We start from the raw sequence: 22,148 nt of genomic DNA, 5'->3' as shown, positions 1-22,148 counted from the left end.
GGAGCCGGCGATGAGTGAGATCTTCCGCGGTGTGAAGGCCCGCGACTGGGTCCTGGCCGGAGGTCTCACCGCGCTCGGCATCCTGCTGATGTGGCTCAACCTGCGGATGTCCGACGACCAGGTGCGTGCAGCCCTCGCGGAGGGGTCGATGGTTCACGCCCTGAGCTCGCACTCGCTCTGGATGATCCCGGTGTACGCCGGTACGACGGTTCCGGTGCTCTGGTGGCGACGCGGGCTCGTCGCCGTCGCCGGCGTCTCGGTGGCGGCGATGGCGCTCCACGTCGTCCTGTTCGGCTGGGTGACCCGCTGTGGCGCCGGGCTCCCGTTGGCCTTCGTCCTCGCGTTCCTCGGGGCGCTCGCCTCGGAGCGGGCGACGGCCTGGATCGTCTGCGGGCTCAGCGTGGTCCTGACGGCACTCGTCCTGGTGGTCGACGCGACCACCGGGCCGGGCGCCATCCTGCTGGCTCTGCCGATCGTCCTGATCGTCTTCGGCATCGGACTGGCCGCCCGGCACCGGTCCGCGTTGAACCAGGAGCTGGCGATCCGCGAGGGGGAGCTGCGGCAGTTGCGCGACGAGCGAGCGGCGATCGAGGTGGCCGACAGCCGGGCCCGGCTGTCCCAGCAGCTCGACGGCCTGCTGCAGGAACGGCTCGCCGGGCTCACCACGGCGGCCGAGTCGGCGAACGGTCTCGCGCCGGCCCAGGCGAAGGCGTTGCTGGAGTCCATCGAGTCCGGCAGTCGCCAGACCCTGGACGACATGCGCGAGATCGTCGGCCTGCTGCGCGGTGACGACGTGGCGTTGGCGCCGACGCCGACTGTCGCCCATCTCGACACCCTGCTCGCGCGGCTGCGGACGGCCCACTCGAAGCTGGTCGTGACAGGCGATCCCCGGGCGCTGCCGGCGGCGGTGGAGTTGTCGGCGTACCGCATCGTCGAGCACCTCACCACCGCGCTGGCCGATCAGGCCGACGCCCCGATCGAGGTCAGCGTGCGGTTCGAGGCCGACGCGCTCGAGATCCGCGTCAACGGGCAGGTCGGCGAGAGCTCCGAACTGAAGGCCGCCGTCGCCCGGGCCAAGGAGCGGGCCAAACTGCTCGGTGGCTCGGTCGAGGTGAAGGTCGTCAAGGGCAGGGCCGGTGCCATCGCCCAACTGCCGGTCGTCGGCTGAGCCGAGGGAGCGGGTCGTGCGCAGGCTCGAGCAGGTGGGGATCGTCGGGGTGATCGTCGCGCTGATCGCCGTCCCGACGGCGTACCACGGCTGGCCGACCAGCGCCCGGGGCAACCTCTTCACCGCGCTCCTGCTGGCGAGCGGGCTGACCCTGGTGTGGTGGCGGACTCATCCCCGCATCGTCGCTGTTGTGGGCGGCGCGCTGCTGCTGCTGACAACGCTGCTGGGCAGCTACGGGTGGTTTCCTGACACCGCCTTCGCGATCATGGCGCTTCTGTCACTGGTGGCCGCGCTGGGCTGGTCGGGGCGTGCTGCCTGGGGAGCGACGGCCGGCCTGACGGCGTACCTGGCGGTCGTCTGGCTGATTCTGGGTGAGCGCAACGAGGTGCCGTTGATCATGTTCACCGTCCCCAGCTTTCTCGCCGGCACGGTGCTCAGGCTCCGGCGGGAGGCGGCAGACGAGCTCGCCCGCCGGAGCCTCGAACTGGAGGAGGAGCGGGAGCTGTTCGCGGAACTCGCCGTACGTCACGAGCGGGCCCGGATCGCCGCGGAACTCCACGACATCGTCGGGCACGCGATCAGCGTCATGGTCATCCAGGCGGCCGCGGGGCAGCGACTGGTCGAGCGCGATCCGGTCCAGGCCGAACAGGTCTTCGTCGGGATCGCGGAGTCGGCGCGGCAGGGCCACGACGACCTGCAGCGCCTCGTCGAGCTCCTCGGCGGAACGGAGGTCAGCGGCCCGGACCTGTCGCTGATCGACGAAGTGGTGAGCCGGGCCGCGCGGGGCGGACTCGACGTGTCGTGCCGCTTCGAGGGCGACCGCGAGGGCCTTGCCGCTCCGACCGCGCACATCGCGTTCCGGGTCGTGCAAGAGAGCCTGACGAACGCCCTGCGGTACGCGCCCGGCGCCGCGGTACGGGTCCTGGTCAACGGGTCCGGTCGGGGTCTGATCGTCAGGGTCGACAACGACCACGCGATCCGGGAGCATCCACGGTTGTCCGGCACGGGACACGGGCTGATCGGCCTGCGGGAACGCGTGCAGGAAGTGGGTGGTCAACTGGCCGCCGGCCCGGTGCCCGGCGGCGGCTGGCGGGTCGAGGCGACTTTGCCGAACGGGCGGACCCGCACCCACCGGGGATGGCCCGGCGCGAGCCGCCGCGCTTGAGTGTCCGCGCGCTGGCAGGTAGTCAGTCGGCTGGGCGGCCGGTGTATTTCGGTAGGGGGTCGTGGCTCAGGGCGTTCGCCAGGCAGCGTTGTTCGCGGTGGGGGAGTCGGGGCATCGCGTCGAGAGGGAACCAGCCGACTTCGAGGGACTCGTCGTCGTTCACACGGGCTTCGCCGCTGAGGGGGCGGCAGCGGAAGCAGAGGTCGAGGAACTGGACCTGGTCGCCGTTCGGGTACGCCGAGGGCGGCATCGCCTCGATGCTCACCAGCCGCTCGATCTCGGCCTCGACACCGGTCTCCTCCTGGATCTCCCGCAGGATGGCCGGCGCCGGGTCCTCGCCCGGCTCCAGCACCCCGGCGATCAACGTCCACCGGCCGTCGTCGGCCCGGCGTACCAGCAACACCCGCTCGTCCTCGTCGAGCACGACCGCGGTGATCCCCGGCAGCCAGAGCGGGTCGTGCCCGATCTTCTCCCGCAACTCCAGGATGAACTTCGGCGTCGTCATCCGCGCAGCCTAGCCAACACCTCGCACCCCCGACCGGTACGCCGACCGCGCGGCCCGGCCACCGAGAACCCGGCCGCTGCAAGAAACTGAACCGGTACAGCTCAAGCAGCAAGCGGTTCCCCGAAAGATGCCGACAGTGATCGACCGGATCCGGTCCGCGACCACCGAAGCCTTCCGCGCCGCCGGAATCTGTGCCATCCTCCCGGGCAAGATCCTGGATCCTATCGGATATGGCATCGAGACGACCCGAGCTGGAGGCAGCATGCAACCAGAAACGACAACGGGTGGGATGAGGCGGCGGTCCTTCGTCGCCGGAGCACTGGGGGTCAGCGCGGCTGCGGGCAGCGGAGGACTGCTCACCGGCTGCGGATCGGCGGACACTGCGGCCGGTGCGGACGCAGACAGCCTCGCGGCACCGCCGGCGGTTTTGGGACCGAAGAAGAGCGGCGTGAACTACCCGCCCGGCTACGTCGGCCCGGTGGCGCGCGAGCTACGGCCGATCGTGAACGAACCGGTCAGGTTCACCATCGTCGTACCGCAGAGTCTGACGGTCGGCGACTGGAACAGGAATGCCTTCACCCAGTGGATGCAGCAGCAGACCGGCATCCAGATCGAGTGGCGTCAGGTGGCCGGCGGCGACGACACGATGACCAAGGTGAACGCGATGATGGCGGCCGGCGACATCCCGGATGCCTTCCTGGGCGTGGCTTTCACCCGTTCGCAGCTCTACCTGTACGGCGCGCAGAACCTGTTCGTCGACCTGACGCCGTACCTCGACAAGTACGCCCCGAATCTCCAGCAGGTGGAGAAGGACTACCCGGACGCGCGCCGCCTGATGCGTTCGCCGGACAAGGGGATCTACAGCTTTCCCGACATCAACGACTGCTACCACTGCCGCGCCTCCAACGGCCGGTCGTACCTGAACACCGAGTGGCTGCGCAAGGTCGGCCTCGACATCCCGTCGACCACCGACGAGTTTCGCGAAGTACTGAAGGCTTTCAAGCAGGCGGACCTCGGCGGCAAGGGCCGGACGATCCCGTTCGCGGGCTACAAGGACGCGCCGCTCGACACCTACTTCATGAACGCGTTCCTCTACAACCCCGGCGATCCGTGGCTGGTGCTCAACGACGGCAAGGTCGAGGCGAACTACGTCAAGGACGAGTGGCGCGAAGGACTGAAGTACCTGCGCGGCCTGTACGCCGACGGCCTGCTGAACAAGGACGCCTTCACCGCCGACCAGGACCAGATGAACCGGTACGGCAACAATCCCGACCGGCCGATCATCGGTGGCGCCCGTGGCTACTATTGGGGCTCATTCCTCGAGATCGACGAGGCAGACCCCAAGGCCCGCTGGCACCAGTACAGCTCGATCCCACCGTTGCGGGGCCCGAACAACGTCCGGTACGCCGCGTGGAACTACCTCAAGGTCGGCCTCGAAGTCTCCACCCTCGTCATCACCCGCAAGTGCAAGCGGCCCGACCTGCTCGTCCGCTGGGCCGACGTCCAGTTCGACCTCGAAGCGATCCTGCGCTCGTACGGCGGACCCGACTTCCAGTGGGCGGCCAAGGGTGACAAGGGCATCAACGGCAAGCAGGCGATCTACAGTCTCGGCGAGACCTGGGCCTCCGACACCACCAAGGGAAAGACCTGGGACCAGTACGGCGTGATGTACCGCTCCGGCGATTTCCGGCTGGCCGAGCGGGTGAACCCGCGCAAGCCCACCTTCGAGTCTCCGCTGTACGAGCAGACCAGGGACGACTACTTCCCGTACAAGCAGCCGGTGGACCTGGAGTTCCCGCCCGTGACGCTGGAGGCCGACCAGGCCGCGCAGGACGCCGAGATCGGCCTCAACCTCAAAGGCGAGGTGAACCTGTCGATGGCCAAGTTCGTCACCGGCAAGCTCGATCCGGCCGACGACGGGCACTGGCGCGACTACCTCGCCCGGATCGGCAAGATCGGGTTGAAGCCCTATCTGGAGATTCAGCAGGCCGCCTACGAAGCCTTCCAGGGGTGAGCGCGATGACCACGACCACGCAGGCACCGGCTCCGGTGCGGGAGACCCGCTCGGACCGGATCGTGATGATCTGCAACTACGCCGCGCTCGGCCTGTTCACGCTGGCGGTGCTGTATCCGCTGGTCTACGTGTTCAGTGCGTCGCTGAGCGATCCGAAGAACGTTGCCTCCGGCAAGGTCTGGCTCTGGCCGGTCGGGTTCAGCCTGGACGCGTTCAAGGCCGTCTTCGACTACGGCTCGATCGTCAGCGGCTTCAGCAACTCGCTGATCTACGCGATCGGCGGGGCACTGCTGGCGACCGTACTGACCTTGTTCGCCGCGTATCCCCTGTCCCGGCAGGGTTTGCCGGGCAAGGGCCTGATCATGGCCCTGTTCGTGTTCACGATGATGTTCAGCGGCGGCCTGATCCCGACGTACCTGGTGGTGGATCGCGTCGGCCTGCTGAACACCCGGTGGGCGATCATCCTGCCGGCCGCGCTCGCGGTCTGGAACGTGATCATCACCCGCACCTACTTCCAGGTGACGATCCCCGAAGAGCTGCTGGAGGCCGCCCGGGTCGACGGCTGCAGCGACTTCGGCTTCTTCTGGCGGGTGGTGCTGCCGCTGAGCAAGCCGATCGTTGCCGTGAACATGCTCTTCTACGCGGTCGCGCAATGGAACTCCTGGTTCAGTGCGCTGATCTACCTGACCAACGAGCACCTCTTCCCGCTCCAGCTCGTCCTGCGCCAGATCCTGATCCAGCACAACGTGGACCCGTCCCAGATCCGCGACACCAGCGAGCTGATCCGGTTGAAGGAGCTCCAGGAGCAGCTCAAGTTCTCGCTGATCGTGATCGCCACCATTCCGCCGCTGCTGATCTACCCCTTCGTGCAGAAGCACTTCGTCAAGGGGGCCATGATCGGCTCGTTGAAGGGCTGAGACCATGACAACTGAGACTTTGGTACGCCGGTCCGCGAACCCCGCGCGCAAGACCCAGGCCAAGCAGCAGGGGCTCGGCCTCGGCGCCCGGATGCGCCGGCACTGGCAGCTCTACGCGATGCTCGCGATTCCGCTGGTCTGGCTGGCGATCTTCGCCTACTGGCCGATGTACGGCGTGGTGATCGCGTTCAAGGACTACAACGTCGTGGACGGCATCCTCGGCAGCCGCTGGGTCGGCCTGAAACACTTCGAGCGCTTCGTCGAGTCGTACCAGTTCTGGCGGCTGATCCGGAACACCGTCGTCCTGCACGTCTACGAACTCGTCGCCACCTTCCCGTTGCCGATCATCCTGGCGCTCGGGCTGAACATGGTCCGGCGCCGCTGGTACAGCCGGTCGGTCCAGCTGATCACCTACGCGCCGCACTTCATCTCGACAGTGGTCGTGGTCGGCCTGATCGTCGTCCTGGTCGATCCCAACACCGGAGTGGCGAACCAGTTGCTCGGTCTGTTCGGTCTCGGCCCGGTCGACCTGCTCGGCAATCCGGGCTCCTTCCGGCATCTGTACGTGTGGTCGGGCGCCTGGCAGACGATGGGGTTCTCCGCGATCATCTACCTGGCCGCACTGACCAGCGTGTCGCCGGAGCTGCACGAGGCCGCGATCGTCGACGGCGCTTCCCGGCTGCGGCGGATCTGGCACGTGGATCTGCCGGCGATCCGGCCGGTCGCGGTGATCCTGCTCATCCTCAACATCGGCTCGATCCTGTCGGTCGGGTTCGAGAAGGTGCTGTTGATGCAGAACAGCCTGAACCTGGAAGCGTCCGAGGTGATCGACACCTACGTGTACAAGCTCGGCTTCGCCTCCCAGGTGCCGCAGTTCAGCTACGCCACCGCGATCGGGCTGTTCCGATCGGTGGTCGGACTGGTGCTGCTGGTCCTGGCGAACACCTTCGCGCGGAAGTTCGCCAAGTCCAGTCTCTGGTGATGCTCAGGCGTTGTCGGCCGCCTGCCGGTGGAGTCCGGAGGCCAGGGCGGCCGACAAGGCCAGCGCGCAGGTTGCGGTCATCGCGACGAGCACCTTCACGCCGTTGATGCCGGTGGCGATGTCCCCGCCGAGGATGATCGCCGCGGCCAGAGCCAGGCCGATCAGCCCGATCCAGATCAGCACGGCGGCACGCTTCTCCTGCTGCGCGATCGCGGCGTAGACGACCAACTGCAATACGGCGTACGAGGAGCCGGCCAGGGCGAACAGCCAGGCGAACGGACCCAGGGCGGCGTACTTCTCCTTGCCGCCGACGACCGCGACCACGATGTCCGGCACGGCCAGAGTGCCCAGCACGCAGCAGACGCCGAGTGCGGCGACGGCCTGGATAGCCCTGCGCAGCCGCTGGGTGTCGCCAGGAGCGCTGGCCAGCGACGGGAACACGATGACGATCACGAACTGCGGTAGGAAGAGGCACGCCTTCGCCACGATCACGCCGGCCGCGTAGTACCCGCTGCTCTGCTTGTCGAGCAGGCCCCGGGCGAGCAGGACGTCCGCGTTGGCGATGACGAAGAAGGCGAGCAGGGTGTGCGTGCCGTGGATCGTCTCCCGCAGTACTTCCTTCACCTGCTCCGGGCTACCGCCGGTGGATCCGCGCAGCAGGAAGGCGCCCAGCAGCGGCGGGACCGCAGCACCGACCGCCATACCGAGCATCGCCGAGGTGAGGGTGGGGTGGATCAGGAGCGCGCCACCGCCGAAGACGAGTCGTCCGACCCCGACCGAGGTGTAGACAGCGGCCAGCTCGGTCCAGTGCTGACCACCTTGCAGTACGCCGAGCTGCGACCCCATCAAGGTCAAGCAGCCGAGCGTCGGCCCGACAAGCAGCGCAGCAACGATCGAATCGATGTGCAGCAGGAACACGAACAGCGGGGTGAGCACCAGCGCGAACACTGTCAGTCCGGCTGCCGCCCGCCGCCCGGCTCTCAGCATCGAGTCCGCCAGAGCCGCTTCACCCGGTCCGGTGTGCGTCGCGATCCGCCGTGCGCCGGAAGCCTGCAGCCCGAGCGAGGCGACGTTGCCGATCAGCAGCAGGCCGAGCAGCGCCGTCACGGCACCGAACTGCTCCGGCACGAGCCGGTGCACCGCAATCAGGGTGAAACCGTAGGCCGCGACGTTCATGATGGCCATGCCGACCGCTACGACGGTGGCACTGCGGAGGAAGCCTAGCTGGGGTGCGGCAGTCGGGGGCTGCTGCTCTGGCGTCGTGTCTGAAGTCATGCAGCTTCCAGGTAGGTTGCGCGGGAACAGTACTGCGAGGAGGCGATCGTGGCGGGGCGGACCACCCGGTTGGTGCCGTGGGGCTGGCCGGTCGTGCTCACTGTCCTGATCACCGCTCCTCTGCTCGCTCCCGGGTTCGTCGTCGGCTACGACATGGTGTTCGTGCCGGACCTCACGCTACGGCGTGACCTGTTCGGAGTCACAACTGCCTTGCCGCGCGCCGTGCCGTCGGATCTGATCGTCGCCTTGCTGGACGAGGTCGCCGGTGGTCAGTTCCTCAACAAGGCGGTGCTGATCCTGATCCCGCTGCTGGCCGGTCTCGGCATGACCGCCCTGTGGCGCGAACTCCGCCTCGGCGGCCCACTGGCCGGTGCGGCCGCGGTCACCCTCTACGTCTGGAACCCGTACGTCGCCGAGCGTCTCCGGCTGGGCGCCTGGGCCCTGATGCTCGGGTACGCCGCCCTGCCGTGGCTCCTCCGCGCTGCCCTTCGTGTACGTCGAGGCGAAGGCTGGGCCGGGTTCCTACTAGCCGCAGCAGCCTGTGCCCTCACAGCCTCCGGCGGACTGATCGGCCTGCTGCTGGCCACCGCAGTGCTCCTGTGGCCCGGTACCGACCCAAGACGCCGATGGCCACTCCTCGGTGCCGCCCTGTTGAACGCACCCTGGCTGATAGCCGGCCTGGCTCGTACTACGGCAGCCACGACCGACCCAGCTTCGGTAGTGGCCTTCGCTGCCCGAGACGAGGGCTACGGGGGAGTCCTGCCCACACTGCTCACCTTGGGTGGCGTCTGGAACGCCAACGTCGTCCCGTCCAGCCGTGGAGCGTCCCTACCGCTTGTGCTCGGCTTCCTGATCCTGCTGGCGTCCTGCGTCGGCGTAGTGATCTGGTGGCGACAGGATCGGCTTGCGATGGCCCTGGTGGTCGCAGCCGTCATCGCTGTCGTTGTGGGCATGGCCGGAGTCGTAGCGCCACACGGCTTCGCCCAGGTCGTAGCTCACGTCCCAGGCGCCGGATTGCTGCGGGACGGACAGCGGTACCTGCCGCCGCTGGTGCTACTGGAGTCGATCGGGTTCGCTGCTGCCCTGGCTGCGCTGCTGAACGTGGCGCCGCTCAAGCAGATGGTGGCGGTCACCGCAGTACTGGTGCCGGTCGCCGCGCTACCCGGCCTTGCTTTCGGAGGTGGGCTGCACGTCTCGCAGTACCCGGCCGACTGGACGCGAGCGCGGCAGGTGCTGGCCGACGATCCAAACCGCGGCGACTTCATCCCCTGGCCGTTCGAGGCGTACCGGGCACCGACGTGGAACGGACGGCGGCCGGTGCTGGACCCGATGGAGCGGTACTTCACCCGGCAGGCCGTAGTACCCGACGAGTTGATCGTGGGTGGTCGCCGGCTGGCGGGGGAGGATCCGCGGTCAGCTGTCGTCGCGGATGCGTTGCGGGCCGCTGTGCGCAACGGCACCGACCCGACGGCGGCGCTTCTTCAGCAGGGAGTGGGCTGGATCGTGGTCGACATCGAAGCGGGTGGTCCGTCGCCGCGCGGGATGCTGCCGCAACTCACGGAGGTGTTCGCCGGCCCGACCGTCGCGGTGTACCGGCTCAACGGCGACCCGTCGCCACAGCACGTGCAACCGTCGTTCGTGGCCGCCGTACTGGCCGCTTGGGCCGCCGCGGCGGGCGTGCTGATCACTGCGCTGATAACGGTTGTTCCCCGCCGCCGACGAGCACGTTCCAGGATCTAGCGGAGTTACTGGCCGGTTGTTACCATCCGGTTTACTTGTCTAGGAGGGGACTCGCTTCATGGGAACACTGATCGGCGCGGCCATCGCCGTGCTCGCCGGGATGGCCGTCGCCACCACCGCTGTCGTCGGGGTCGTGCAGTCGGTCAAGGACGACCCGACGGTGCCGCCGGGCCAGACCAACGGACAGGCGGACGTCCCGCTCGTCAACTACGGGGACAAGTAGGACCAGCACTTCACGGACCGGCCAGCACTGATGCTGGCCGGTCTTGTTGTGCCGGGGACCCGGTGAGCACCCGGTCCCACGCATCAACCGTCGCAGGCCAGGTGAACCGGTCCGCGGTCGCGAGGGCTCCGTCGGACAGCTTGGTCCGGGCAGCCTGATCCTGCAGCAGCGCGATGATCGTTGCGGTGAACTCCTCGGCAGTGTCGACGAGGACTCCCGACTGGCCGTCGTGCACGGACTCGGTCGGTCCGCCCGCACTGCGATAGGCAACAGCCGGTACGCCGTGTCCGGCTGCCTCACCGACCACCAGACCCCAGCCCTCCTTGAGACTCGGCAGTGCCAGCACCCAGGCTTCGTCGTACGCCGCATGCTTGTCGGCCTCGCTGACGTGGCCGCGGAACTCCACGGCGCCCTCGAGCCCACGGGAGGCGACGTACGCGCGCAGGGACTCCTCCCACCACCCGGAGCCGACCACGACGAGTCTTGCCTCGGGCAGTGTCGACCGTGCTTCGGCGATGGCGTCCACAGCGTGTTCGACCTGCTTGTGCGGCACAACCCGGCCGACGCAGACAACAGTCGGTACTGCGGCTTGCGGGCGTTGGCGGGCCGGTGCGGGATCGGTGCCGTTGTGCACGACCGAGATGCGGTCCGCGTCCACGCCGAGCCCGAGCAGTTCGTCGCGGGAGGCCGAGGAAACCGTGACATAGCGGCAGTCCCGGTACAGCCGCGGCGCGACGCGGGACTCCAGCCACCAGCCGAACCGGCCCTGCCATCCCGGGTAGACGACCGGCCACTGCTCCTGGTGGACGTGGTGGACGAGGACGACGACGCCGGTCCGACGTACGAGGCGGGTAAAGAATGGGAGACCGTTCTGCACGTCGACCACCCGGTCCGGGCGGCTCAGCAGCGTGTGCAGCAGGCCACGCAGATACACGGTCACCTTGCTGCCGCGGTACAGGTACCGCACGTCGTCACGACGGGCCTCCCGGGGACTGCCCGGGTATGCCGCACAGAGCACGGTGACGGACCAGCCCAGTCGCGCAAGGCCTCTCGCGACCTCTTCCACGTACCGCTCGGATCCACCCCCTTCCGGATTCGTCGTGTCCCGCCAGTTCACCAAAAGCACGGTCTGCGCGCGCACTGCCAAGCCCCACCCTCTGCTAGCCCGCCCCCGCAGGTAATGGGCCGCGAGGTTACCAAGGAGTAACGATGTCCGCCAGCCCTCGCGAGATCCGTTATCGTCCCGCCTGTGTCCGAAGCGATTTCCAGCCCACCGGCGACCGCGGCCTGGACCGCGGATCTCGGTCGCGCGGTGCGGCTGTTCCGGGCGTTCCGCAGTGAGCGGTCGGACCCGGATCGCTTCTACAGAACGCTTGCCGAGGACTCGGTCGCCCTGGTCGGCGCATACGCCGATCCGCGCGGCGCGACCGTTCTCGACGTCGGCGGCGGCCGCGGCTACTTCGCCGACGCCTTCCACCGGGCCGGTGCGACCTACTACCTGATCGACTCCGACCCGGACGAGCTGAGGGACCTGGGTGAGCCGGCCGCGGGCACTGTCGTCGCCAGTGGAATGGCGTTGCCGGTCGGCGACGGCCAGGTCGACATCTGCTTCTCCTCGAACGTGCTGGAGCACGTGCCCGATCCGTGGCGGATGGCCGACGAACTCGTCCGCGTCACCAGACCCGGCGGCACGGTCGTCCTCTCGTACACGGGCTGGTGGGGCGTGCACGGCGGCCACGAGACCGCGCCCTGGCACCTGTTCGGCGGTCACCGTGCGGCCCGGCGCTACCAACGCCGCCACGGCCGCGCACCGAAGAACCGGTACGGCGAATCGCTCTTCCCGGTCACCGTCGCCAGTGGGCTGCGCTGGGCCCGCCAGTGCGTCGAGGCAGAACTAGTAGCTGCCTTCCCGCGCTATCACCCGCGCTGGGCGTACGGCGTACTGGCTGTGCCCGGGGTGCGGGAGTTGGCCACCTGGAACCTCGTCCTGGTGCTCCGGCGGCGATGAAGGGCCTGAAGGCGCGGAGTACGCAGCAGGTGGTCTGGCGAGCAAGGCTCGTCCTGGGCTGCCTGGTCCTCATTGCCCTGTGCTTCCACCAGGCTCCCGGCAAGATCGTGCCCGACACCAAGCTGGACCTCACGGCCAACCCGGGTGGCTTCCTCTTGCGTGCCCTGCATCTGTGGGATCCGCAGGGCGCCTTCGGGCAGCTGCAGAACCAGGCGTACGGCTACCTGCTGCCGATGGGTCCGTTCCACTGGCTGCTGGACAGGGCGTCGGTGCCGGACTGGGTCATCCAGCGACTGTGGTGGTCCCTGGTCCTCTGCGTCGCCTTCCTGGGCGTCTGGAAGCTGTCGGGCGCTCTGGACTGCGGTGCTCCATGGGCTCGGTTCGCTGCCGCACTGCTGTACGCCTTGAGTCCGAGGATGCTCGGCGAGGTGGCGATCCGGTCGATCGAGGTCTGGCCGATCGCGATGGCTCCCTGGGTTCTGCTGCCGTTGGTGACGCCTCGGGCACGGTCGGGCTGGTGGCGGGTCGGTTGGTCGGCGCTCGCCTTCGGTCTGGTCGGCGGGGTGAACGCAGTGGCGACCGGAGCAACGCTGGTGCTGCCGGCGATCTGGCTGGTCACCCGCCGCTGGGACCGGTCCACGCTGAAGGTCGCCGTGGGCTGGCTGGGATGCGTGCTGGCCGTCGCCTTCTGGTGGCTGGTGCCGCTGATGCTCCTCGGTCGCTACAGCCCGCCGTTCCTCGACTGGATCGAGAACGCGGCGGTCACCACCAAGACGGCCAGCGTCTTCGAGTCCTTCCGCGGTACGTCGCAGTGGCTCAACTTCCTGGTCACCGGCAACGGCCCGAGTTGGCCCGCGGGGTGGCTGTACGTCACGCAGCCCGCGTTGATCATCACCACTGTGGCCATCGCTCTGCTGGGTCTGGCCGGGCTCGCGATGAGCTCGCTGAAGCACCGAGGCTTCCTGCAGCTCTCGTTGGTCGTCGGTCTCCTCTTGATGACCTTCGGCCACGACAGCTCGCCGCTCTCGGCGCAGCTGCAAGGTCTGCTGGACGGCCCGCTGGCGGCCGCACGCAACACGCACAAGTTCGAGCTGGTCGCCCGGCTGCCGCTGATGCTGGCCGCCGCCCACGCGCTGACCCGGATCGCTACCTGGAGCAGGGCGCGGGGAGTACATCGACGGCTTGTGCCGGCGCTGGCCGCGTGTCTGGCGCTGGCTGTCGGTAGCCCGGCGATCTTCGCCCAGCTGCCGACGCACGAGGGGTATCAGACGATCCCGCAGCACTGGCGGGATGCCGCGGCCTGGCTGGACAGCCAGCAGACCAGCGGCAGCGTGCTCGTCGTACCGGCTGCTTCGTTCGCGGACTTCACCTGGGGCTCCACCGAGGACGAACCGTTCCAGGCCCTCCTCAGGCGTCCGATGGTGGTGCGCGACGCGATGCCTCTCGGCTCGGCCGGTACTACGCGTTGGCTGGACGAGGTCGAGCGCCGACTCGGGTCGGGCGTCGGCGACGGCACGATCCGGCAGACCCTCGCCAAGGCCGGGGTGCGCTATGTCCTGATCCGCAACGACCTGCGGTACGACGCACAGGTCAGTTCGCTGATCGCGGTGCACGAAAGCCTGGCCGAAGCCGGTCTCGGCCGGGTCGCCACCTTCGGCCCGGTGGTCGGCAGCTCCCTCGAGCGGCCCGACCTGACCGTCGACGAGAAGTCCCGGCTGCCCTATCCCAGCTTGGAGATCTACGACGTCGGTGACACCGCCCCGGCGCGACTGGTGCCACAGTCACAGCTCGTGGAGGTCCGAGGGGCGTCCGAAGACGTCCCGTCAGTCCTGACCGCGCTCGGCGGTGACCACGAGGCTGTCACCAGCAATGACGCCAAGGCGCTGCCTCGCAAGCTCCCGCTGGTCCAGACCGACGGTATGCAACGCCGGGAGGTCGACATCGGCCGAGCGGCCGAGAACGTCTCACCGGTCCTGGCCGCCAACGATCCCGGTCGCCTGAAGCGCCGCACCCTCGGCTACGTCATCGACCCGACAGCACCCAGTACTACGCGCGCGTGGGCGGACGGCGTCGTCGACGTACGGGCCTCGTCGTCGGCCTCCGACGCCGGTGCGACGATCCGGACCGGGCCGGGCAACGGCCCGTTCGCGGCGGCGGACGGTGATCCGTCGACTCGCTGGATCTCCGGCCTGTTCGGCCACAGTGGCGGCGAGTGGCTGGAGCTGGACTTCGTCTCGCCGCGATCCGTGCAGAATCTCAAGGTCCAGTTCTCGCTCGCGGCGCCGACGACCGATCCCGTCCGGACAGTGCAGGTGGACACCGACAGCGGTTCGCTGACGGCTGTGGTCAGTGCGACCGATGACCCGCAGAGCATTCCGACGCCACCCGGTCCGACCCAGCGACTGCGGATCACCGTCGGCCTGACGGACGGCAAGAACCCGAACGGTGTCGCGATCTCCGAGGTGTCCCTGCCCGGCCTGGCGCCGCGCAGCAGGCTCGTCGTACCGGGTGGGCTGGATCGGCAGCCCGAGGCGATCGTGCTGCGGAACCAGCAACTCGGTCGTAGTGGATGCCTGCATGCGGGCGGCCGTCCGTTGTGCGGCGCGAGTTTCGCGAAGGACTCCGAGGAACCGACGGGGTTGTTCCGCAGCATCGAGTTGCCCGCGGCCGCGTCGTACCAGCTGATCGGGACCGCGTTGCCGCGGGACGGAGCCTTCCTCGAACGGCTGCTGGCTGTTCCGGGAGCGATCGGCGCGACCGCTTCGTCCCGTGCGGTGACTGCGCCCGAGGGGAGACCCGGGGCAGCGGTCGACCGGGATCTGGGCACCGGCTGGGTGGCGGCGTCCGGTGACCTGCGGCCGACCCTGACCTTGAAGTTGCCGACGGCAAGGAAACTCCAGGGTCTGCAGTTCCTTGCCGATCCGTTCCTGGCCGCGTCCAGGCCGGCCGAGGTGTCGGCGCGCCTGGACGGCGGGCCGGCGATCACGCTGCCGGTGTCGGCGGAGGGCTATCTGACCTTCCCGGACAAGCAACGAAGGGTCAGGTCGCTCGAGCTCACCTTCACGGCCAAGAAGGACGTGTTCACCCTCGACTCGGCGACCGGGTTCGCCCAGGCGTTACCGGTCGGGGTCTCGGAGGTCCGGGTGCTCGGCGCGGACAACCTCCGCAGAGGACCGAACCTGAACGGCAGGACCGGTTCGCTGTGCGGGTTCGGCCCGTCGGTGGAGGTGAACGGCGTACACCACACAACAAAGCTGACGGCGACCGTGCGCGACGTTCTGCAGCGGCGGAAGGTGACGTTCACGACCTGCGACAAGGGCACCGGCCGTCCGGCCCTGCAGTTGCCGGCCGGTCGCGCCACTGTGGATGTCCTGGCCGGCAAGGACTTCGTGCCGGTCCAGGTGAAGCTCACCAAGCCCGGGCTCGCCACCACGGCGGTCACTCCGACCAAACACGTCGACATCTGGCGACCGAACCCGGCCGAACTGACTCTCGAAGTACCGTCGGCAGACGAGCCTTCGGTGCTGACACTGGCGCAGAACTACAGCGACGGCTGGGAGGCGTACGACGGCTCCGGGCGCAAGCTGGTGCCGATCCGCATCGGCGGTTGGCAGCAAGGATGGCTGCTGCCGTCGGGACCCGAGCAGGTCGTCACGGCGCGGTTCCTGCCTGATCGGAGCTACCGCGCCGGCCTGCTGGTAGGACTGGTCAGCCTGCTGTCGGTTGCGGCGCTGGCGATCTTCGCCCGGCGCAGATCCAGGCAGTCGGCTCACCGGCTCAAGGAAGGCCGCCGGCTGGGTCCGTGGCTTGCGACCGCGCTGGCGATCCTGGCTGGAACCTTCGTGGCCGGTTGGATCGGCTTGGCCGCCACCGCGGTCGCCGCAGTACTGGCTTGGTACCTGCGCGGGCGCAAGCCGGTGCTGATCGGTACGGCGGCCGCCGTCGTCCTGGCGGGCGGGGTGATCGCCGCCGCTCAGCCTTGGCCGGACGACGCGGCGGGCCTGACCTCGGGTGTGGTCCAGGCATCGGTCCTGTTCGGCTGTGCGCTGGCTCTCTTGTCGAGGCCGACCGGCGACACGTCGTAGTTGCGGTCGTGCCGTCCGCGGCGCATGATCGGGCGCTCCATCAGGTAGTAACTGGCCGCCGCGAGCAGTCCCGAGCTGATCACCGTGCTGACGAACAGCACGGTGAAATGTCCCGAGAACAACGGGAATCCGGCGAGCTGGGCGATCACGTTCAGAATGACGAGGTGGTAGGCGAAGACGCCGTACGAGATGTCACCGGCGACGTGGCCGGCCTTGCCACCGAGGACCGCGGCGATGCGCCGGGTCGGCGTGATCGCCGGCAGGATCACGCAGGCGGCGATCGCGGTGTAGAGCAGGTTCTTGACGAACGCCTGCCCTGGGGACGGCGGGTTCAGGTTGTACGGGCCGGCGAGCGGACTGGTCGCGATCAGCAGCAGCGCGATCCCGATGCCCCAGACGGTGGCCGGGAGCTTGGCGAGCGTGTCGAGTGCGGACGCGCCCAAGCGCCCACTGCCGCGCGCGACCTGCCACAACGCGAGCCCCATCCCGACGGCGAACCAGCCGAGGTACCCGGGTAACCACAGACCGGCACGCGAATGATCGGTCGCCGTGACAGCAGCCATCCACCCCGGCCCGAGCACCGTGAAACAAGCCAGTACTGCGAGGCGCCAGCGCACCGCCCGTCGCGTCGGCCGCTCGTAACCGGTCAGGAATCGCGCCAGGAACGGCAGCACCAGGTAGAACGCGACCTCGGTCGCCAGGCTCCAGAACTGCGTCAGCCCTTCCACCGAGGGGACGTTGCTGTAGATCTGGATCAAGGTCGCGTGCTGCAGGTACGCCGTCCACGACACCGGCCCCGCCGTCGGCACCAGCAGTGCGGCCAGTACCACGGCGACCCAGAGGACGGGCAGGATCCGGAGCGCGCGGTTGCGCAGGTACGGCAGGGTCAGCGGCGGCTCGGTCTCTTCGAACCAGGCCACCACGTGCGGGCGGTAGAGCAGGAAGCCGGAGATCGCGAAGAAGATCGCGACTCCGATGTCCATCCGGGCCAGGATGCCCGCGAACGGGCCGCTCAGCGCATCTCCGCTCCGGAAGCCGACGTGGGTGCTGACGACCGCCAGCGCGCCGATCGCGCGCAGACCGTCCAGGGCCGCGAACCTGGTCCGCCTCATCCTGTCACCACGGGAAGTCCGATCTCGAGGGAGGTGATGCAGACGTTCGCCTTCGGATCCGTCGAGCGCACCCGGATCGCGGTCGCGCGAATCCGCGCCGACGGCCCGAAGTACATGGCTGCCGCACCGGCCGGCCAGGCGTCGGCCGGCTCAGGCAAAGCTACTGTCCGGCCGGCGGCGTCGACCAGTTCGATTCGCAATCGTGACTCCCGGTCGGCGAAGTACCCGACCTTGACGAACCACTCGGCCTCGATCAACTCCTGCTGTGTCGGCCGCAGCGGCCGGGTGACCGGCCGGTTGTGAGGCAGCGGCAGGGTGCCGCAGATCGTCTTCTGCTTCGGCTCCGGGAAGTCGACCCGCGACCAGACGGCCAGGTGGGAGGGTTTGAGCCGCCCGGTGTCGTCGACGAGATAGGGGTCACTGCCGGGGCCCTGTAGGCGGAAGGGGACGCCGGCCATTCGTAGTACGGGAGACAGCCGGCGCTCGCCGGACAGCAGGGTGACCACCGTCGGCGGCATCGGGGTGTCCCAGAGGTTGACCGCCGGACCGGCCTGCTCCAGATCGGCGGTCACGTGGTCGAAGTACGGGCGCGACGGGTTGTCGGCCCAGATCGTGGCGAACCGCGCGTCCGAGACGACGATGCCTGCGGTCCAGGCCAGCAGGCACGCAAGCGCGACGGCCGGCGCGATCCGGACCGCGATCGGCCGGGGGCGGACGGATCGCGCGGTCAGCACCACCGCCAGGGTCAACGGGATCGAGAGGTCCGACCAGTAGTGGTAGTGGATGGTGAAGGTGTCACCGAAGGCCGCGAACCTGCCGTAGGAGACGAGGAACAAAGTCACCAGCACATAGATCAGCACCGACGCCCAGACCAGCAGAGCCCGCCGGTCCTGCCGCCATGCCACCATCAGCAAGAAGGCTGCCACGATGCCACCCAGGACAACCGCGGCCACGGGTGTCGCCGCGGTACCGAACGGTGGCGCGAGCGCGTTCCACTCCCACGGCCCGCCGACGAGAGCGGCCAGCGGTACCGCGAACGAGTGGGCACCGAGGTCGAGCAGCCGGCCGAAGCCGGGAAGGCGGCCCGCCGACGGCCGGCCGTGGGTGAGGTAAAGGATGCCGAAGGCAACTATTGGTGCGACCAGGGCGGCGGCGAACGGCAGGCTCTGGCGGACCCATTGCCGGATCGGGCGGTCGCGCAGGTAGAGGGCGAGCGCGACGGCAGTGAAGACGATCAGGCCGGACTTCTCCCAGCAGGCCAGCGAGATCAGCAGGGAAAGGGGGCCATAGGCAACGGCTCGGCGACGGTGGCCGGCGTACCAGTCGAGGGTCGCGTGCAGGAGCAGCAGGCCGAAGACGTGGGCGGGCAGATTGTTCACCGCGCTCGACAACGACATGAAGGACGGCATGCTCAACGGGGTCAGCGCGTAGAGCAGCGTGCCGGTCAGCGCCCAGCGACTGGGGCCGATCAGGCGTAGCAACAGCAGCCCCATCAACGCGATGGCGATGGCCTGCATCAGCACTCGCCAGGCGATCGTGACATCCCAGTTCAGCGGCGCGATGGTGGCGAACAGCGCGTAGACGAAGCGAAGCCCTGGCGCGATGTGGTCGTTCACCGGGGTGAGTAACTCGCCCGGCGCGAACCCGCGGTCGCCTTGGACGAGGAACTCGATGTCGTCGCTCATCCACGAGCCGCGGCGCGCGAGCAGCCCCAGCACACAGGCCTGCACGATCGCGACGGCGAGCACGACAGCCCGCAGTACGGCGATGTCGGGCGCGCCGGACACCACCTTCGCCAGCCGCGCCGGAACGCTCTCGATCCCCCTCATGGGGCCGGACTATATGACAGTTCGGCCACTGCCGGATTTTGTCGCTCCCGGTCTCTGTTCAACCTGCCTACTCGCTGGTAGCGTCCCGCGGACAGACCGGGAGGGGTTGTTGTGGGGAATCGCAGTCGTGCCTTGGTGATCGCACTGGGCATCTTCTTCATCGGCGTTGCTGCTTTGTCCAAGTTCTACGCGTATCCGACGCTGGCGGTGGCGCCGGCCGACCAGGTCGCGCACACCTTGTCGACCGGACCGGGCGCGACCATCTTCAGCGTGAAGGACCTGGCCGAGAAGCCGGGCGTCGACCTGTGGGCCCGGCGGACGGTCCGCGGCGACGTCGCCGCCGCCGACAAGATCAGCAAGGCCCTGAACCGCAAGGTCGTCGTCTTCGACACCGCCGTGGTGACCGACGACGAGAAGGACTACACCTTCCCCGACGACGCGACGCAGACCGACAAGCTGCCGCTGAGCTTCGTCCAGGAGCGCGTCGTGCTGGACGCCCACACCGGAGAGGCGGTGCGCTGGAATCCCAGCGACCCGGCCGACAACAGCGGCGAGTACATCAGCAACTCGCTGAAGCCGGAGGACCGGCTGAAGCCGGACAAGGACAGCGAGTTCTTCAAGGGGCACGAGGGTCTGGTGCTGAAGTTCCCGTTCGGGACCGAGAAGAAGACCTACAAGTTCTGGGACACCACGACCCGCAAGGCGTACCCGATCCAGTTCAAGAGCGAGACGAAGCTGGACGGCCTGCCCGTCTACGTCTTCGAGCAGAAGGTGCCCAAGCAGGACCTGCCGCAGGCGAAGCCGCTCGAGGTGCCGGGCAGCCTGGTGGGCCAGCAGGGCAAGGACTCGGTCGTCGTGCAACGCACCTACGAGAACACCCGGACGTTGTGGATCGAGCCGGTCACCGGCGCGATCATCAAGGGCCAGGAAGAGCAGTTGGCCACCTTCGCCTACAACGGCCAGGACAAGGTCACCGCGACCAAGGTGAAGATCTACTACGACGACGACACCGTGAAGAAGAACGTCGAGGGCGGCAAGGGCGACGAGAAGAAAGAGGGCGGTTACAAGGCGAAGGCCGCCCAGTTGCACCTGATCGGCTTCTGGGTCCCGCTGATCTCGCTGATCATCGGACTGCTGTTGCTCGCCCTCGTCGTCTACCTGCAGCTGCGGCCGCGGGGTACTCGCAGGGCCGAAGAGGCCTAGGCGGGCTTGTGGGCCGACCAGATCGCGGTACCGGGAATCAGCCGGCCGCGTTCTGGTCCCCAGCCGCCCCAGACCTGGTCGTGACCGGCGGGCCATTCGGGTTCGAGCAGGTCGTCGACGACCAGGCCGGCTCCGGTCAGCGCCCGGATCCAGTCGCCGGTGGTGCGATGGTGCTCGGCGTAGACCGGCGTACCGGCTGCGTCGGTTTCGACGTACGGCGTGCGGTCGAAGTACGACTGGGTGATCCGCAGGCCGGCCGGGGTCGGGTCGTCGGGCATGCTCCAGCGGATCGGGTGCGTCACGGAGTACACGAGCAGGCCGCCGGGTTTGAGAACACGCGCGATCTCTCGCAGCGCGTCTTCGGCGTCGGCCACGAACGGCAGTGCGCCGAACGCCGAGCAGACGATGTCGAAAACGCCACTGGCAAAGGGGATTCGTACTGCGTCCGCGGCGACGGTCCGTACTGCGGTTCCTGTTCGGCGGTCCAGGTCCTTGGCGATCCGCAACTGTTCCACCGAGATGTCGAACGCGTAGACATCGGCGCGTTGCTTCGCCAGCCAGCGTGAGCACTGGGCCGCTCCGGACCCGACCTCGAGGACCCGTCGGCCGGTGACCGGGCCGAGCAGCTGGGCCTGCTCCTCGTCGACACCCTCCGGACACCAGACGAACCGGTCGTCGCCGAGAAACTCGCCGTGTTCGGCGAGATATTCGCCGGCCGCGCTGTCCCAGTAGGTCCGGCTCGCCCGCGACGTCTCGGTCTCGCTCAGCCCGATTCGCTGCGGCTCGGTCACCTCGTAGTCCACGCCGATCACCCTAGGGCGTTGCGGCGACCCGGGCGGCGAGAGCCTCGTTCATCGCGGTGAACTGCGGCTTGATCTTGCTGTCGAGCCAGCCGGCCATCACCGGTACGGCGACGCCGCGGAAGGTCTCCTGCTGGATCAGCCGCGACCGGCCGCCGGGCAGCGCCTCGATCCGGAACGAGTGCTCGCCGTCGAAGATCCCGCCGAAGCCGACCTTGCCGATCCAGCGCAGTTCGCGGCCGGGCTCGACGGCCAGCAGCTTGGGCGTGAAGGTCGTCTCCTTGCCGGCTGTGTCTTTGAGGACATTGGTGATCGTGGCGCCGGCCGTGAGGTCACCGGTCGAGGAGACGATGAACGGATTCCAGTCGGGATAGCTGCCGCGGTCGGTGAGCACCTTCCAGACCTGGTCCGGGGTGGCATCCAGCTCGATCGCGGTGCGCAGGACGGTCGGCCTGGCGATCGAGAACACGCAGTACGCGATCAGGACGACGGCTACGGTTCCGAACCCGATCAGTACTTTGCGCTTCTTGGTCATGTCGGTTCCTCACCGAGGACGCTGCTGACGAGCGTCCTCGCGTAGTCGGGGGTGAGCGGCTCGCCGGTGACGAGCAGCCGGTAATACAGCGGGCCGACGAGTTGGTCGACCAGGACGGCGGGGGAGACATGGGCGAGCACGAGCCCGGCCGCCTGAGCGTTTGCGACGACAGCCGTCACAGCTCGGTGGCGGTCGGCCCAGAGCGCGCGAACGCTTTCGCCGACTCGCGGCTCGCGAGCTGCCGCGGCTGCGAGATCGGCGACCAGGGAGGTGGGCGTGGCGGTGAGACCGGCGGCGATGGCGGTGACCAGCTCGGTGAGGTCGCGCCGAGGGTCGTCGGTCGGCTCGAACGGCACGTCCTCCCGGAGATTGGCGATCAGCGCGACGACCAGCTCGGCCTTGGTGGCCCAGCGGCGATACAGCGTCGTCTTCGCCACGCCGGCCTGCTCGGCGACCCGGTCGATCGACAACCCGTCGTACCCGGCCCGCCGCATCTCCGCCGCGGCCGCTGCCAGCACCCGCCCGTCGATCCCGCCGTCGCGGGGCCTGCCCCGTCCCGCCATCGCGCTGCTTCCTTTCCGCTACTC

General features: G+C 68.6%; 18 protein-coding genes. 10 read left to right on the top strand and 8 right to left on the bottom strand.

What is annotated here, in order from left to right; all coding sequences use genetic code 11:
- Positions 1 to 10 precede the first annotated feature (10 nt).
- Both EV138_RS01240 and EV138_RS01235 read left to right on the top strand, forming a co-directional pair.
- A complete protein-coding gene (locus EV138_RS01240) occupies positions 11 to 1,168 on the top strand; it encodes a sensor histidine kinase (protein ID WP_133976632.1) in 1,158 nt (385 codons plus the stop codon).
- Between the two features lie 16 nt (positions 1,169 to 1,184).
- Positions 1,185 to 2,333 carry a sensor histidine kinase gene (locus EV138_RS01235; protein ID WP_133976631.1) on the top strand — a complete coding sequence of 383 codons (1,149 nt, stop codon included), beginning with the start codon at positions 1,185 to 1,187 and terminating at the stop codon, positions 2,331 to 2,333.
- A gap of 22 nt (positions 2,334 to 2,355) precedes the next feature.
- On the opposite strand, the gene EV138_RS01230 is transcribed toward EV138_RS01235, so the two are convergent.
- Positions 2,356 to 2,838, bottom strand: a complete 483-nt coding sequence (locus tag EV138_RS01230) for an NUDIX hydrolase (RefSeq protein ID WP_133976630.1) — start codon at positions 2,836 to 2,838, stop codon at positions 2,356 to 2,358.
- 289 nt (positions 2,839 to 3,127) lie between these two features.
- Between EV138_RS01230 and EV138_RS01225 the strand changes: the two genes are divergently transcribed.
- From EV138_RS01225 to EV138_RS01215, 3 genes are read left to right on the top strand one after another with little or no spacing between them, the layout of a single operon-like run.
- The gene (locus EV138_RS01225) at positions 3,128 to 4,852 is read left to right on the top strand and encodes an extracellular solute-binding protein (protein ID WP_166678460.1); all 1,725 of its coding nucleotides are present in this window, start codon (positions 3,128 to 3,130) and stop codon (positions 4,850 to 4,852) included.
- Positions 4,853 to 4,857: 5 nt separating this feature from the next.
- Positions 4,858 to 5,769 carry a carbohydrate ABC transporter permease gene (locus EV138_RS01220; RefSeq protein ID WP_133976628.1) on the top strand — a complete coding sequence of 304 codons (912 nt, stop codon included), beginning with the start codon at positions 4,858 to 4,860 and terminating at the stop codon, positions 5,767 to 5,769.
- Positions 5,770 to 5,773: 4 nt separating this feature from the next.
- Positions 5,774 to 6,751, top strand: a complete 978-nt coding sequence (locus EV138_RS01215) for an ABC transporter permease (RefSeq protein ID WP_133976627.1) — start codon at positions 5,774 to 5,776, stop codon at positions 6,749 to 6,751.
- 3 nt (positions 6,752 to 6,754) lie between these two features.
- Here EV138_RS01215 and EV138_RS01210 read toward each other — a convergent pair whose 3' ends face one another.
- Entirely contained in the window at positions 6,755 to 8,026 is a 1,272-nt protein-coding gene (locus EV138_RS01210; protein ID WP_133976626.1) for a lipopolysaccharide biosynthesis protein, read from the bottom strand.
- A gap of 48 nt (positions 8,027 to 8,074) precedes the next feature.
- On the opposite strand from EV138_RS01210, the gene EV138_RS01205 reads away from it, so the two are divergent.
- Together EV138_RS01205 and EV138_RS01200 are read left to right on the top strand one after the other, a co-directional pair.
- Complete coding sequence (locus EV138_RS01205; RefSeq protein WP_238157893.1) at positions 8,075 to 9,766, top strand: MmpA family trehalose lipid delivery protein; 1,692 nt, start codon at positions 8,075 to 8,077, stop codon at positions 9,764 to 9,766.
- Between the two features lie 58 nt (positions 9,767 to 9,824).
- A complete protein-coding gene (locus tag EV138_RS01200) occupies positions 9,825 to 9,989 on the top strand; it encodes a DUF2613 family protein (RefSeq protein ID WP_112240891.1) in 165 nt (54 codons plus the stop codon).
- Positions 9,990 to 9,999: 10 nt separating this feature from the next.
- On the opposite strand, the gene EV138_RS01195 is transcribed toward EV138_RS01200, so the two are convergent.
- Positions 10,000 to 11,130: a glycosyltransferase family 4 protein gene (locus tag EV138_RS01195; protein ID WP_238157891.1), complete on the bottom strand. Its 1,131-nt coding sequence runs from the start codon at positions 11,128 to 11,130 to the stop codon at positions 10,000 to 10,002.
- Between the two features lie 108 nt (positions 11,131 to 11,238).
- Here EV138_RS01195 and EV138_RS01190 point away from each other — a divergent pair, with 108 nt between their 5' ends.
- Both EV138_RS01190 and EV138_RS01185 read left to right on the top strand, forming a co-directional pair.
- Entirely contained in the window at positions 11,239 to 11,997 is a 759-nt protein-coding gene (locus EV138_RS01190; RefSeq protein ID WP_238157889.1) for a class I SAM-dependent methyltransferase, read from the top strand.
- Positions 11,994 to 16,082 (top strand): alpha-(1->3)-arabinofuranosyltransferase, encoded by a 4,089-nt coding sequence (locus EV138_RS01185; protein ID WP_238157888.1) that lies wholly within the window; start codon positions 11,994 to 11,996, stop codon positions 16,080 to 16,082. Before EV138_RS01190 ends, EV138_RS01185 begins: the two co-directional genes overlap by 4 nt.
- On the opposite strand, the gene EV138_RS01180 is transcribed toward EV138_RS01185, so the two are convergent.
- A complete protein-coding gene (locus EV138_RS01180) occupies positions 15,971 to 17,194 on the bottom strand; it encodes an acyltransferase family protein (RefSeq protein WP_133976624.1) in 1,224 nt (407 codons plus the stop codon). The two genes, EV138_RS01185 and EV138_RS01180, sit on opposite strands and share 112 nt — an antisense overlap.
- Positions 17,191 to 19,023: a hypothetical protein gene (locus EV138_RS01175; RefSeq protein ID WP_133976623.1), complete on the bottom strand. Its 1,833-nt coding sequence runs from the start codon at positions 19,021 to 19,023 to the stop codon at positions 17,191 to 17,193. The genes EV138_RS01180 and EV138_RS01175 overlap by 4 nt, the downstream gene beginning before the upstream one ends.
- 111 nt (positions 19,024 to 19,134) lie before the next feature.
- Between EV138_RS01175 and pgfA the strand changes: the two genes are divergently transcribed.
- Positions 19,135 to 20,226, top strand: a complete 1,092-nt coding sequence (gene pgfA / locus EV138_RS01170) for a cell envelope lipid trafficking protein PgfA (protein ID WP_133976622.1) — start codon at positions 19,135 to 19,137, stop codon at positions 20,224 to 20,226.
- Here the strand turns inward: pgfA and EV138_RS01165 are convergent.
- The 3 genes from EV138_RS01165 to EV138_RS01155 are packed head-to-tail and all read right to left on the bottom strand — an operon-like array spanning position 20,223 to position 22,124.
- Positions 20,223 to 21,029, bottom strand: a complete 807-nt coding sequence (locus EV138_RS01165; protein WP_238157887.1) for a class I SAM-dependent methyltransferase — start codon at positions 21,027 to 21,029, stop codon at positions 20,223 to 20,225. The two genes, pgfA and EV138_RS01165, sit on opposite strands and share 4 nt — an antisense overlap.
- Before the next feature lie 10 nt (positions 21,030 to 21,039).
- A complete protein-coding gene (locus EV138_RS01160; RefSeq protein WP_133976621.1) occupies positions 21,040 to 21,561 on the bottom strand; it encodes an SRPBCC domain-containing protein in 522 nt (173 codons plus the stop codon).
- The gene (locus tag EV138_RS01155) at positions 21,558 to 22,124 is read right to left on the bottom strand and encodes a TetR/AcrR family transcriptional regulator (RefSeq protein WP_133976620.1); all 567 of its coding nucleotides are present in this window, start codon (positions 22,122 to 22,124) and stop codon (positions 21,558 to 21,560) included. Before EV138_RS01155 ends, EV138_RS01160 begins: the two co-directional genes overlap by 4 nt.
- Positions 22,125 to 22,148 lie beyond the last annotated feature (24 nt).

This window comes from Kribbella voronezhensis (assembly GCF_004365175.1).
GTDB lineage: Bacteria > Actinomycetota > Actinomycetes > Propionibacteriales > Kribbellaceae > Kribbella > Kribbella voronezhensis.
Note: the sequence above shows the minus strand (reverse complement) of the source record. Positions and strands in the feature narration are given on the sequence as shown.